The organism is Actinomyces sp. ICM39, assembly GCF_000282935.1.
In the GTDB taxonomy this organism is placed as follows: Bacteria; Actinomycetota; Actinomycetes; order Actinomycetales; family Actinomycetaceae; genus Pauljensenia; species Pauljensenia odontolytica_B.
The window spans coordinates 15,129-28,103 of the sequence record NZ_ALCB01000141.1 but is presented as its reverse complement, the minus strand read 5'-3'; the positions used below and the strand labels follow the sequence as shown (position 1 = coordinate 28,103).

Sequence of the window (12,975 nt, the reverse complement as noted above, 5' to 3'; positions counted from 1 at the left end):
GACCGCGCGAGTGAGCGCCGACATTGCTGGCCGGTGTCGCGCGGCGTACATCGACGGCGTGCTCGAGGGGGGACCCGCCTCATTCGAGGCGTGGATCGTCGAGGCAATGACTGTCGCACTCGCTCGGGCAGAGAAGAAGCGGGGGCGCAGGTATGAGCCGCTTGCAGCAGACAGGATTCCCAAGGGGCGACGGTAGGCTTGGTTTCCAAGCAACGTGCTTCCCATCGAAGAACCTCGATGGGAGGAAAGGGAGGGTGAACATGGACTTTCAAGGGTGTCTTAGTCTACTGGGAGTCATTGGCGGCTTGGTTTCCGCCGCCTGCGCCGTCGTTTCGGTGTTTCAGGCGCGCAAGTCAAAGGAAGAGAGAGAAGTAGCTGAGAAGGTGGCCCAATCTCTGGAGGTGCTGGCAGATGCCTCCGCAAGGCAACAGCAAGCACCACCGTGGGAATTGCGCTGGACCGGCGGTGATCGTTATCTACTGGTGAACACGGGTGCGGACACTGTTAACGATGTAATCATTGAATGCCCCCTGGAACCTGTTCGCTTCACCGTTGAGGGTGGCCAAGGCCCGAGGAGTATTGACTCTAACGCGTCTGTCTCCTTCATCTATGCAACATCGCTGCAGGCGCGTGGATCAAGAAGTATCCGCATACGCTGGACACGACTCGATGGAACTAGCGATACATGGCAGTCCTCGCTTCCTCCAAAACATCACTGACACTGCTCAAGAGAGGGCGGACACCCCACAGTTAAATGCCAGCAATGTCGGCATTGCCAGCACTGCCAGCAATGGGATGTGGTGTCAGTGCCGTTGATGGGTGTGCGTGAGAGAATTGGGGGGCCTCCGCGGCGTCGACCCCGGACCAGCAGTATTCCTGCCGGGGAGTTGACACCGACGAGAGGAGGTGACTGGGTCATGGCGAAAGACAGGCGACCGCTTCGAGCGAGGCGATCGGGTCTAGATGGGAAGCAGAAAGCCCAGATCGCTGTAGCAGTGGTAACGACACTGCCGCAGCTGATCTGGGCGATTGCATTCCTGCTCAGCGCTCTCATCGGGCACTGAGACCAGCCCGGATACCCGGGGAGTCGGACAGGTGACGCTGTTCGGCTCCCCTTTAGTATGCCACATTGGCGTGGCCACGCAGAAGGGGGGCGTGTGCGTTCACGGTGTTACGGGGAGGGGCGAAGGAGGAATCATGATGAACCCTACCCCGGATACCCCGACGCTTACGATCTACACGACGCCGAATTGCCCGTCGTGTCGTCTCACGCGCCAGGCGTTGGATCGCGCTGGTATCACCTATGAGGTGATTGACCTGAGCGGGCGCCCGGATCTCGTCGAGCAGATGCGCAGCGAGGGACTGCTGCAGGCTCCAATCCTTGACGATGGCACCTCGAGGAGCGCGGGTTTTCGCCCCGATCGGATTCGCGCGATCGTTGATGCCGCTACGCCAGCGCGCCTGACTGTTCAAGGAGCTCAGGTCCATGTGCCCGCTCCGGCGGCCGAGGTGCAGGCTCATCGAGGCAGGGCACTGTGAAGAAGGGGCTGGGTGTCTTTTTTGTCGCGCTTTTTGTGCTTCCTGGAGCAGCTCTGATGCCTGTTGCGATGCTCAGTGAGTCGAATGCGCATACTGGGAACACTCGAGGTGGGAGTGGGCGTGTGTCGGGGGTGCCTGAGGAATACCAGGATGTGGTGTGGCGCGCTGGCCAAGCGTGCGACGTTGTGTCGCCGTCGCTGATCGCGGCACAAGCCGACCATGAGTCGGCGCACACGTGGGACCCACAGATTACGAGCCCGGCCGGGGCTCGGGGGATCTCTCAGTTCATGCCAGGCACGTGGGCCACCCATGGTCATGATGGGGATGGGGATGGGCGAGCTGACATCACCAACGGGGCTGATTCGATCTATTCGCAGGGCCTGTACATGTGCGAGCTTGCTCAGAACGTTGACTCCTGGCTTGCCTCCGGCCTCGTCTCAGGGGATCGCGTCGACCTGACTCTCGCGGCATATAACGCGGGGCCGGGCGCGGTGAGGTCCTGGGGTGGGATTCCACCGTTTAAGGAGACGCAGGGGTATGTGAAGAGTATTCGTGAGGCGCAGGCTAGTTTTGTTGAGACAGTGACCTCGGAGCCCTCGGGCGACGGCACACTTCTTGCGCAGGCGCGTACCCACATGGGTACTCCCTACGTGTGGGGTGGGGAAACCAGCGCTGGCGTTGACTGCTCGGGCCTCATCGTGCTGTCTTATGCTGAGCTCGGCCACCCGTTCCCGGCATCGGTGCGCACAGCCGATCAGATCACCAAGTACTCTGACGCGGCACCGATCGCCCGCGATCAGCTTGTCGTTGGCGATATGATCGGGTTCTCACACACGCCGGGAGGCTACGTTGACCATATCGGTGTCTATGCCGGCACAGACGCGGCTGGGCACCCGATCATGGTGCATGCACCCGATGTTGGAGGCGTTGTCGAAGAGACGCGCCTTGATACGCCGTATTGGCAGGGTATGACGTGGTGGCCGATTCGCCGGACGGTGTGAAATGGACGCAGGTGTGCATGCGATGGGGGATGATCACGGTATGAGCATCGACGACGAGTCTCACCGCAAACCGAGCCCGTTCCGGTCCGCGCAGGAGAGCAGTGACCCCGTGGCACCTCGCGCCTTGTCGATTGATGAGGAGTGGGCGGTGATCATGGCCCTCGAGGAGGAACGGGGCCGCGCACACGCGCCTGAGCAGACAGCCGTTGCAGCGCCAGCGGCCACACAGGAGGATCTGAGCTACCTCGAGCCGATCGCCAATCCACACTCGAGCGCTCCGCTTAATCCGTGGTGTACGCCTGGTCCTACGCCCGTGCCGACGAGGGGCCGGTGGCGTTGGAGGTGGTGGCGCTTGTGGGCCCTGCCGAGTCTGGCGTTTCTTACGGTCGTTACTGTCGCCGTTGTGCGGCTCTATGGGCAGGCAGTCGACCGTGGTGACCCCAAGTCACTGATCATGCCTTTCCTGTTTCTGGTGACTCTGTGGTGGAATTGCTTGATCCATGCCCTATACGTCATGTGCGTCAGACACATGAATCCGTCCGTCGGCTTTCATATCGGTGCGGCGATCGCCGCTTTCGTGGTGTCCTCAGTAGCGGCGTTCGTCTGTGTGTGGGTGTTCGTGACGGCCGTGAATCTTGGCGTGGTGGCTGGTGCGTAAACGGCCGTTATCGCACCCGCCACGCAATAGCCCTAACGTGAACCGAAAGTCGCCAGAAATCGGGTGCAGAAACCAGGTGCAAATCCAACGGTGCAAAACGATGATGGTTGACCGTTTATGCACCTCGGCATATGATGGGGGCTCACGGCGGCGTTGCCGATCAATCAAGGGAGAACGTTATGGCTAACGATCAGATCCATACCGATGAGGAAGCACGAGCGTCGATCGCTTTCGCTGACGCTGCACTGAATCTTGCTGGGCACGTTGTTACTGATGCTCATCTGCGTGACCTTCAGTGGAAGACGGCCACGGGCGAGCTCACGGTCGAAGAAGCAGGTAGTGCGGGAGAAAGGTACCTGTACGAGAAGTTCGGGTATTCGCATGAGTGAGGATCCGAGTTGGGATGAGTATTTCATCCCGGGTACTCAGGTACTGCGCAACAAGTTCACCGGCGGCGGCGAGTTGCCATACGGGGTTGATTCGGAACGCGCGTTGCGAGCGTTGGAGGAACACTGGGCGAGCTTGCGCCTTATCGAGCTCCGAGATAATCCGATCCTGGGGTTGTTTGATTACGACCACATGAAGGCCATTCACCGGCATATCTTCCAGGACGTTTACGAGTGGGCGGGCGTTGAGCGTACGACCCCAATGCTTGGTCCGTTGGTCAAGTATGGACCAGATGTGTCCGGATTCCCTGATTACGATCCGACGGATCGCTCCGTTGCACATGAGTACTACCGTGCCGGTCCTGAGCTGAGGCGAGCGGCCGAGCGCGAGTACGACGCAATTCGTCATGCCGACTACCTGCGCGGCCTGGACGTCGATGATTTCGTCGACGCGCTCGCGCAACGATGGGCCGCCATCAACCAGGTTCATGCGTTTCGCGAGGGCAACACCCGCAGCCAGTTCGTGTTCTTCTCAGAGCTCGCTCATCATGCAGGTTATTACGTGGATGCCGATGCCTTCGCTCCTGTGTCCCAGGCGCAGATCCTCGCGGGAGTGACCAACCCGCTACGCGACGGGCTGGTAGCTGCGCGTTTCTACTACCAGGATCGCCATGATGCCGGTCCTATGGCAGAGGTGTTGTCCTACGCAGTTCGTCCCCTCACCGAGGCAGAGAAGCAGCACCGACCAATTGTGCCCGTCGAGGCACGTAGGGCTCATGCCGTTACGTCGGCCGCGTTTCCGGCGGGGGTGATACCACCCGGTCGCGCGCACGTTCAGCGCACGGATGAGCTGTCGTCACGGCCGTATACGCCGACACAGTATGACGGGTACACACGTTAGGGTGTGCGGTATTCAGGTTGGAGTCTCGGGAGGTTGGCGTGGCGATCGTTGGGTATGCGCGCGTATCGACGCGTGAGCAAGCTACGGACGCGCAGGAAGCAGAGCTGCGGGCAGCTGGCGCTCAACGGGTGTTCGTCGACCACGGCGTGAGTTCTCGGCTCGAGCACCGTCCCGCATGGGATGCATGTATGGAGTATCTGCGTGAGGGTGATGTGCTTGTTGTCCGCGCGCTGGATCGGTTGGCAGGCTCGGAGAGAATCGCGATCGACGTGATCCGGGATCTGGGAAGGCGTGGGGTGCGGCTCCGGTCACTGACCGAGCCGTTCCTGGACGTCGACGGGTCCACGCCGATGGGGGAAGCAATCATTGGGATCATGGCCGTGTTGGCTCAACTGCGTGTGTCGACGATTCGGGAGAATACGCGCAGGGGCCTGGCCCATGCGCGAGCTGAGGGGCGTATTGGTGGGCGTCGGCCGCGGGTGGCTGGGGATCGCTTGGAGGCGGCCGAAGCGATGTTTCAGGCGGGAATGACGCATAAGCAAATCGCAACGACGTTGGGGGTGCATCGGTCGACTGTGACGCGAGCACTCGCCAAACGCAGGCAGGAGCGTGACGAAGCTTAGCGTACGATGAGGCGAAAGACGCGGATGCGGCGGGGACAGACTAAGCGCTGCCCCCGCCGCATGTGTTCGAATGTTGTCGACGTCCGCGAGCAGTAGGTATCGTCAGGAGTCCGCGTCGGTGCTTCGAGTACTCACTTTGGGAAGACGGGTTGGGTCGGGGAATCCTGCGCGAGTCAGGTCCGCTTTCGACCAGCCAATTGAGGTGGCTGCCTTGAATGCGCTCCGATAGGCGGCAACGGCTTCGTCGAGGGCGTGATGAGCATCGCCGAGTGCACGAACCGCTGCCTCCCGGTCTTCGTCTTTCTTGAGCAGCTTGTGTAGAGGATCCATGTGTGTCCCTTCGATTAGTGGCACCACCGGGTGTGGCGCCGGGTACTAGTGCCGTGTCGGTGTGCGCGCACAAGGAGGATAAGGACGCAAGGAAGCTCCTGCGGGCCGGACGAATGAGCGGGGCGACGCGGCAGCCGTGCCCCCTCCATTGGGGGCACGGCCCCACCCCAACCAAACCGAAACAACATGAGCGCATCAGGCTCGTGTTGTCTCCCAGCGTTTTGTCTGTTCACTCGAGCGACGCGAAGGCAACAAAAGCATCGGCAAAGCACGCAAAGATCGGCCCGAAAGAGCACGGAGCGTAAGCGTCGAGGGCCCGGACGAACCGCATTCGCGGTCCGTCCGGAACGAAGAAACTGTGCTGAGTTTTCGGGGGCGAACGTTAAGGTTGTGTCCTTGCACTGTCATGCGCGGTCTTCGCTGTATCCCACTACCTGAGATTCGCGTAGCAAGCTGTATAATACCGATATCGGTATTAAGCTTTTAGCGCGATGCATATGGCGTCGCGTGGCACACTGGAGATGTGGTCCGAAGGATCGCTGCGCTGGCGTGAAGAACGTGTGAGGAGGGGCGGGTTAGATGAGTAGTGAAGCGATGTCGCATTCTCGGACGGCCCGCAGGGCGCGTCGGTCGGTGCGAGGGGTTCAGCGGTCTCGTCTGCTTGTGTCGGTGACGTCGTCGGAGCGCGCTCTCATTGAGGAGGGTGCTCGTCTTCGTGGCGTGTCTCTGTCTCGGTTTGTGGTCGAGGCAGCGCTTCACCCGGTCACCACCTCTGAAGGGATTGCTGGGCCATCTCATGCGGAAGAGTTGATTGAGTTGCTTCGCGCGTATCGGCGTCAACTTGAGGGCGCAATGACGAACCTGAATCAGATTGCGCACCATGCAAACACAGTGCACGAGGTACCAGAGGACTTTGCGTCTGTCGTATCGAGCGTGGCCGATACGATCGAGGATATTAACGCTCGACTCGATGGGGTTCGGCGATGATTCCTAACATTGTCAGCGGCGGCGACACCGGCGGGCTCATGTGCTACCTGGTGGGGCCGGGGCGCGCTAATGAGCACGAGACTCCGCACGTGATCGCGGGCTCGCGTGACATCGTGCGCAAGTGGGGTGACTGGGAGACGATCAGCCTCTCGCAGGCCAGTGAGATCGCGACGCGCTTGGACGCGTATATGCACGAGACAGGCACCTTCCCCACCGGCAAGACGCGCCGCTTCAACCCGGCCACCGGGCAGGTGGAGTGGAATGGCGAGATCGAGGCCAACCATGTCTGGCACTGCTCGCTCTCCCTGTCACCAGAGGAAGCAGCTCTCGGGGATGAGGTCTGGGGACGCATCGCCTCGGACTTCATGGACGAGATGGGCTTTACCGGGTCAGATGGAAAAGCGCCGTGCCGGTGGGTCGCGATCCATCACGGGAGTGCGAAAAACGGTGGCGACCACATCCACATCGCGGCCACTATCGTGCGTGAGGATGGCACGAAGTGGAGCCCGTGGTACGACCAACGTAAAGCGCAGCGTGCCTGCAACACGCTTGAGCACCGATACGGCCTCCTGGTGGTGGAGTCACGCGAGCACGCACGCGGCTCAAGGTGCGACAGCGCGGCCGCGCAAAACGCCGCGAAGCGCGCGGGTGCCTCGCGTACGGACCGCGCGGTCCTTGAGGAACGTTTGCGAGCGGCTGCGACGGCAGCTGATAGTGAAGCTGATTTCGTGCGTCGAGCTCGTCGCCTCGGGGTGCGTTTGCACCCCAGGTTCGCGCGCGGGCGCACCGACGTCGTGGTCGGATACAGCGCCGCGCTCCGCACCGAAGAATACGGCCAACAGACCCGATGGTGGGGCGGTGGCAGGATTGCCCGCGACCTTACTCTCACACAGCTGCGCACACGCTGGGAGGACACTCCGACGAGCGCGCTCGAGGCCGTCGAAGCGTGGAAGGGGCACTACCCGAAGCGGGCGCCCTACGATGGGCCGCTGTGGGAGGACCGCATTCGCGCCCTCGCGCACTTCCGCGCATACCTTGAGCAGCTGTCCCCCACCGACCACGTGGGACTTGCGAACGCATCTGCTGACATCGCGGGACTTCTGCACGCCCAGGCGATTACGGCTCGTACGTCGGGCGGACGGGACATGCTCGAGCGTGCGGCCGTCCAGGTGGGCAGGTGCGCGCAGCTCAAAACTCGGCCAGCCGACAAACGATTGGTCGACGTGGGTGCCCGCATGGCCTCAGACCTGGCGCTGTCGATCGCCGCCACGTCAAACCCGCACATGGCAGCCGTCGCCCTCGCACACGCGACCGTCGATCTCGTACAGGCGATCGCGGATCTTCATGAGGCTGCAGGCCAAGCAGCAACCGCCGCCGCAATCGAGCGCGACGCGCAAGCTGTTTTTGATCGCGTGAACACATACCCGCGCGTCGACGTCGATGCTCTCACGTCTGCCTATGAGCGTCTTGAGCGGACCTCCGCGCCAGCACAGCGCGAGGCTGTACCGCCTCCTCCCCCGCCGCGCGCCCCCAGGGAGGACAGCGCGATCGTCCGCGACGCCCAGGCCCTCGCCAACGCGTCGGCTGACGATGACCTTGACCGTGTCCGCACCGTACTAGACGCGGCCGGAATGCCGCTCGCTTCTTCTCGGCCTCGCGGTGCGCGATCGGGTATTCCGCGTGACGTTCTGGGCGGCCAGCCGCGCACGTTCAAGCCCGCAGCAATAAGCACGGATGAGGCGCGTCTCGCAGCCGAGGCCGCCCAGCGGGCACAACACAAGGACACCGGCCCATCCAGGTAAGCCTCTGCGCTGTGCGTGTACGCGCCCACGATGAGTGGTGAGAGGTGCCCAACACGGGGTATCTCCGTACCGCACATTGGAGGGACTCGTATGAACGCGATCGACGCGGGCCGCAATGAGCTTGCGCGCCTTGGTCTACATCCGGGGGCGCGACATCCAAATGTCGTTGATTCGACTCCGGTCCGGGATGAGGATTCTACGATTTTTTACGACTACTGGACGTTCAACAACCCAACCGTCATCAAGACGGGCAAAAATGGCCGTCCCCTCGAAGCAACCATATACACGTCCGCAACCGATGGTGAGGAGCAGGCAATCCCCATCGTCGGTGAGGCAGCGTGTCAGGAGTATGTTCGCCAGGCTATTGCCTGGCGAAGCGAGGACGCAGATCTTATTCGCCAGGACACTGCGCACGAGCAGATTATGATGCACATCGCGGAATTGGCAGCAGATAACCCACCCCTCGCCGCATGGGTGATCGAACATACTCCCACCGTCGACGTCGACACCGAGAATCTCACCCTCACTCTCTTCGATCTTTACGACGACCCATTGATCAACCTTCACACCTCTACCATTGCTGGTGGCGGATGGGCAAAACTCCCCGAGCAAGCGCTTGATAATCTCGACAACATCATCACAAGTCTCGAATTCTCCCGCCTCCCCTACATGGTGGGAATGCCGCGTGAGAGTCTCGCTGAGTTTCTCACCACGCTCTCCGATGGCCTGGACAAGGCTCACTACGATGCCCTGCACGCACCGGGAGTTCCTACCCTCACCGAAGCGATCAAAGCGGCTAATAGAGCACAGTCCATCGTTGAGGCAGGCCGACAGCAACTCGCACGGCTTGGCTTCGCTGCACCCAAACCCGAAGACATCCGGCACCCCCCAGAGTTGCTAGACGACGGAAAGGTACTGTTCTCTGACTATCAGTGCTTTGACTCGTTTGCACACATAGTGACAGATGCTTCCGGCCGCGTCGTCGAAGTCTACGCTGGCGAGCCTCCGATGGTCATCGATGATAACTGGGAAGCGGAGCTTACTGGCGAGATCGCGTGCCAGGAGTTTCTCCGATACGCCGCCGAATGGGATAGCGATGCATCGCGAAATGAGCGTCACCATGCGATTCATCAGGGAATCTCCGAATTCATCCGCGAACAGGTAAAACGTGACTCATCCTTGGAAGCCTGGGCACGCTCAACAGATCCACACCTCAATGAATGTACAGTGAACACCATCTCGATCACGTTCCACGACAAAGAAGGACAAAACCTCCTCGACGTCATTCAGTCCCCCTACGTAGATGATTTCATCTGCCAGGAGGCTGCGGCATTCGATCGAGTAGGGGTTGAACCGGAGAGCGTTGCAACCTTCATCACTAATTTTTCCAATCAGCTCGCCAGAATTCACAGTCGCGCGATAAGAGGCGACAAGTGGGAAACTTTTTCCATTGTTTATGAGGCCGCTCGAGCAGCTCAGGACACCGCTGCCCATGTAGCACAGCGTTCATCGATTCCCCCTGAGATGCTCGGAAGGAGCACTCCACATATCGGAAAGCAGGCCGTGCCGACAACACCAATGCGGTGGGCTCCCTCGCCAACGATTCACCAAGCCGAAGGACGATCACTGTGAATGATCCGTACCAGGACGTCCCCCCGATCGACGTCGAGCCGCTGCCCAGCGACCCCGAGGACGTGGCGCCCGCCGATCCCTCGAGGGACGAGCCCCAGCTGTACTACTCGAGTGTTCATGCGTTCGTCGACGAATTTCTCACACAGATCTACGATCGCCCTCTAGGAACTGGCCTCAACTGGTGCTCCGAGTGGTGGAAGCACACCGAAGCGGTGTTCCACTTGACCGCCCTGTGGCACTCGTGGGAGGGCCTGCGAGCATCCGGCGAGCTCACGGCAATGGCTACCTGGTCCGTGCAGTACCTCTACCCGATCATGGATCGCCTAATGGCCGAAAACGGCCCGTTCAAGGGGTGCCAACCCGACGAACGGCACCGCAAGGGCGAACACAAAGACGAATCCGCACCTCACCCGGGGCGCGTGCTACCGACGACGCCCCCGCCGCCCGGGCTCGTCGACGAGCGCCGATAACGGACGCAAACATGGGGGTGGGGTAGCCAAACTGGCTACCCCACCCCCATGCGTTCACTCTATCGGTGCAGTGTGTGCACGTCCTCGAGGGGCGCGGCCGGCACTCGGCCGGCCGGCACACTCACCGACGTCGCCAACATGTCCTGTGCGGGCGCAGGCTGGGCTTGCGATGCCACCGTGAACGCCCTCACCCCATCTGCGTCAACACCCGCATCGAGCAGGTGCGCTGCCCAGGCCTGACGCGCGTCAGCGCTATCCCACGCGGGAACGTTCACGCTCATATCTGGCCTGTCGAGATCGCTCACAGACATCGGTTTGTCCGGCTGAGTCGTCATGAGCCCATAAACCGTGTACATATCCAGCTTCTTCTCACCCGGCTTAGGCGCGGCCACAGCCACATCCTCTGCCAGTGAATCCGACAGCTGTGTGGTGGCAGCTTGTGGATCGGTACGAATCTCCTCGAGGATTTCCTCAAGGGATTGCTCGAGATTTTCCCCGTCGACGAGGGGAGCGGCAGCGGCCAGCTCTGCCACAGAGACGAGCGTCATGTCAACGAACTCATCCTTGCGCTGGTCTCGGAATGATCGTGGGTTGCGGGATTCCTCGCGAGCTCGTGCCTCAGCAGCCTCCCGGGCACGGGCCTCGGCTTCCAGGCGCCGATGTGCCTCCGCCGCTACTTCCCGCGCATCCTCGTCGACGTGCGCAAAACGCTCGGCTAAGCCGACTGCTCGAGCTCTTTCTGTGGCACTGATCTTGGGGTCATCCCACCAGCCGTCGCGGCGTGCCGCACGATAGATCGGTGCTGCGAGACGCCGCTGCTGTTCGGTTACTGTGCGCAGGGCGCGGGCGTGCTCGAGGGAGGCGCGCGCGGCCGCACGCCGCGCGGCCGCCTCACGCGCAGCTAGTGCTCGAGCAATCATGATTGCTGCGCGCATCAGTTGCGTGGCTTGTATGGATATTTGTTGCTCGATCTGCTCGGCACTCATGGGTTTCTCCTATCGCTTCTTGGTTTCCCAGTAGGGCACGGTGCGCACGTAGACGGCGGGCGCCCCTGATGCAAACACCCACGCACGGTTGGGGGGCATGGCCATAAGTTCCGACACCGGGGCAATCGGACGCTGAGCTGCCCCTACAGACACGCTCCTCGAGGTCCCCTGCCGACTTGAGGACGTCTGTACCTGATCGACATACTCCATGCCAATCAGGGTCGACAGCGACTGGAGGAATTTATCTTCTGAGACGCCGCCGCCGTACGCCTTGACGTTGGCGGCGCTCCAGAGTTTGTTCATGCCTGGTTCGCCCCATACGCTCACGCCCTGGCTCCACGACTGCAGGATCGTGTCGACGACGATGCCCCGAGAACCAAAATGGCTATAGAGATCAGGCAACTCCCTCCACCGGCAGACGTTCGCGGCCTCATCGAGGGCAACAAAGAGCGGGAGAGCGAGCCTGCCACTGGGCTGGTTTTTTGCGTGCTCGAGGGCGGCCTCAATGACCGCGACAGTCAGTGCCGTCACGATCGGGGATGCACTGCCACGGCCCTCCTGCGACAGGCAATACAGCGTATCGGTTGATGCCACAAAGTCGGTGGGGCGAAACTCCATCATGTCGGTCTCACCGTCCTTCACTGTCGGGGGCAGGACCCAGCGCAGCGCCTCATCGTTGAGTAGGAATGACATCGTTTGTGAGGCACCGCCATACACGCCACCTCGGGTTTCGGCTGGCAGATTCATCATCCCGCGCAGCGACTGTGCGGTCATCATCTGCCCGGCGCGTTCAAGGATCCCCACCGGCTCATCATCGAGGGGCCGCGTCAGCCACTCGTGCACCATCCGAATGTCTCGGCCACCGAGGGCGGCCGCCAATACAAGCGCAGCGACCAGGTCTTTCGATGCCCCATCGAAGTACGCATCCTTGGTGGCACCTGGATCGCGCTGAGAATCGATGAAGACTTCCGCTAGCGAAATGGCGTCAACGGGGGTCTTCACCCCCGCCAGGATGTTCCACCACCACGATTGGTCTTCCCCCGCAATCCCTTGGGGATCAAATACCCAGGTTCGGCCAAATCTGCTTCGTTCCAGACGAGTCACATCAACGATGTCACGTTTGTTCGAGGTCGCGAGGACTGCGCCGGGCGCTACGAGAATCCGCGGGACCAGCCACGCCGTGGTCTTACCCGTCCTCGGGCCTGCAATCATCAGACACACGAACTCCCAGGACGAAAACAACCACGCGTTTCCTCGCACCATGCGCCCGATCGGCAAACCAGGAGAATCGGCCACGACACCCAGCCGGGATGCCTGCGATGCCACCGCCCGTTCCCCCAGGACAGCGACCTCGCGCCGTGCGGCAGCCTTGCGAGCGACTTTATCTCCGCGCTTGCGTCGACGCGGGCCTCGGTGTCGCCACCGGGTGATGACAACCAGGCACGCGAAGCCGGTCAGGAGAATGAGGAGAGCGAGAACGGCCACTGCGCGTGGCTGCTGGCCCCGGATGATCCCCCCTGCCAGTTCCAGAAGATTCGAGGGTAACTCGATCCCCGTCCACCAGGTGTACAGGGCGCGTGCACCGTACAGGCATGTTCCACCGACCCCGAGCGTGATGAGAAGAAGCCAGATGCCTCGTCCGCTATCACTCATTGAATCC

12 protein-coding genes are annotated in these 12,975 nt (G+C 61.5%); 10 read left to right on the top strand and 2 right to left on the bottom strand.

Annotated elements, in window-relative coordinates; translation table 11 throughout:
* The first annotated feature begins 1,197 nt into the window (after window positions 1-1,197).
* From HMPREF1137_RS09155 to HMPREF1137_RS09115, 10 genes are all read left to right on the top strand, one after another.
* Window positions 1,198-1,539, top strand: coding sequence for a glutaredoxin family protein (locus tag HMPREF1137_RS09155; RefSeq protein WP_009054648.1), 342 nt, complete (start codon window positions 1,198-1,200; stop codon window positions 1,537-1,539).
* Between the two features lie 68 nt (window positions 1,540-1,607).
* Window positions 1,608-2,540 carry a C40 family peptidase gene (locus tag HMPREF1137_RS10625; protein WP_286131811.1) on the top strand — a complete coding sequence of 311 codons (933 nt, stop codon included), beginning with the start codon at window positions 1,608-1,610 and terminating at the stop codon, window positions 2,538-2,540.
* A gap of 40 nt (window positions 2,541-2,580) precedes the next feature.
* Window positions 2,581-3,198 (top strand): hypothetical protein, encoded by a 618-nt coding sequence (locus HMPREF1137_RS09145; RefSeq protein WP_155835416.1) that lies wholly within the window; start codon window positions 2,581-2,583, stop codon window positions 3,196-3,198.
* A gap of 179 nt (window positions 3,199-3,377) precedes the next feature.
* Window positions 3,378-3,587, top strand: a complete 210-nt coding sequence (locus HMPREF1137_RS09140) for a hypothetical protein (RefSeq protein WP_009054677.1) — start codon at window positions 3,378-3,380, stop codon at window positions 3,585-3,587.
* Window positions 3,580-4,485, top strand: a complete 906-nt coding sequence (locus tag HMPREF1137_RS09135) for a Fic/DOC family protein (RefSeq protein ID WP_009054740.1) — start codon at window positions 3,580-3,582, stop codon at window positions 4,483-4,485. The genes HMPREF1137_RS09140 and HMPREF1137_RS09135 overlap by 8 nt, the downstream gene beginning before the upstream one ends.
* Window positions 4,486-4,523: 38 nt before the next feature.
* Window positions 4,524-5,108: a recombinase family protein gene (locus HMPREF1137_RS09130; protein WP_034497645.1), complete on the top strand. Its 585-nt coding sequence runs from the start codon at window positions 4,524-4,526 to the stop codon at window positions 5,106-5,108.
* 909 nt (window positions 5,109-6,017) lie between these two features.
* Window positions 6,018-6,425: a plasmid mobilization protein gene (locus tag HMPREF1137_RS10620; protein WP_081493543.1), complete on the top strand. Its 408-nt coding sequence runs from the start codon at window positions 6,018-6,020 to the stop codon at window positions 6,423-6,425.
* Window positions 6,422-8,227: a relaxase/mobilization nuclease domain-containing protein gene (locus HMPREF1137_RS09125; protein WP_034497642.1), complete on the top strand. Its 1,806-nt coding sequence runs from the start codon at window positions 6,422-6,424 to the stop codon at window positions 8,225-8,227. Before HMPREF1137_RS10620 ends, HMPREF1137_RS09125 begins: the two co-directional genes overlap by 4 nt.
* A gap of 90 nt (window positions 8,228-8,317) precedes the next feature.
* Window positions 8,318-9,859 carry a hypothetical protein gene (locus HMPREF1137_RS09120; protein WP_009054678.1) on the top strand — a complete coding sequence of 514 codons (1,542 nt, stop codon included), beginning with the start codon at window positions 8,318-8,320 and terminating at the stop codon, window positions 9,857-9,859.
* Complete coding sequence (locus HMPREF1137_RS09115; RefSeq protein WP_009054670.1) at window positions 9,856-10,329, top strand: DUF4913 domain-containing protein; 474 nt, start codon at window positions 9,856-9,858, stop codon at window positions 10,327-10,329. Before HMPREF1137_RS09120 ends, HMPREF1137_RS09115 begins: the two co-directional genes overlap by 4 nt.
* Before the next feature lie 59 nt (window positions 10,330-10,388).
* Here HMPREF1137_RS09115 and HMPREF1137_RS09110 read toward each other — a convergent pair whose 3' ends face one another.
* Window positions 10,389-11,315: a hypothetical protein gene (locus HMPREF1137_RS09110; protein WP_009054654.1), complete on the bottom strand. Its 927-nt coding sequence runs from the start codon at window positions 11,313-11,315 to the stop codon at window positions 10,389-10,391.
* A gap of 9 nt (window positions 11,316-11,324) precedes the next feature.
* Window positions 11,325-12,968 carry a type IV secretory system conjugative DNA transfer family protein gene (locus tag HMPREF1137_RS09105; RefSeq protein WP_231284109.1) on the bottom strand — a complete coding sequence of 548 codons (1,644 nt, stop codon included), beginning with the start codon at window positions 12,966-12,968 and terminating at the stop codon, window positions 11,325-11,327.
* Window positions 12,969-12,975: the final 7 nt, after the last annotated feature.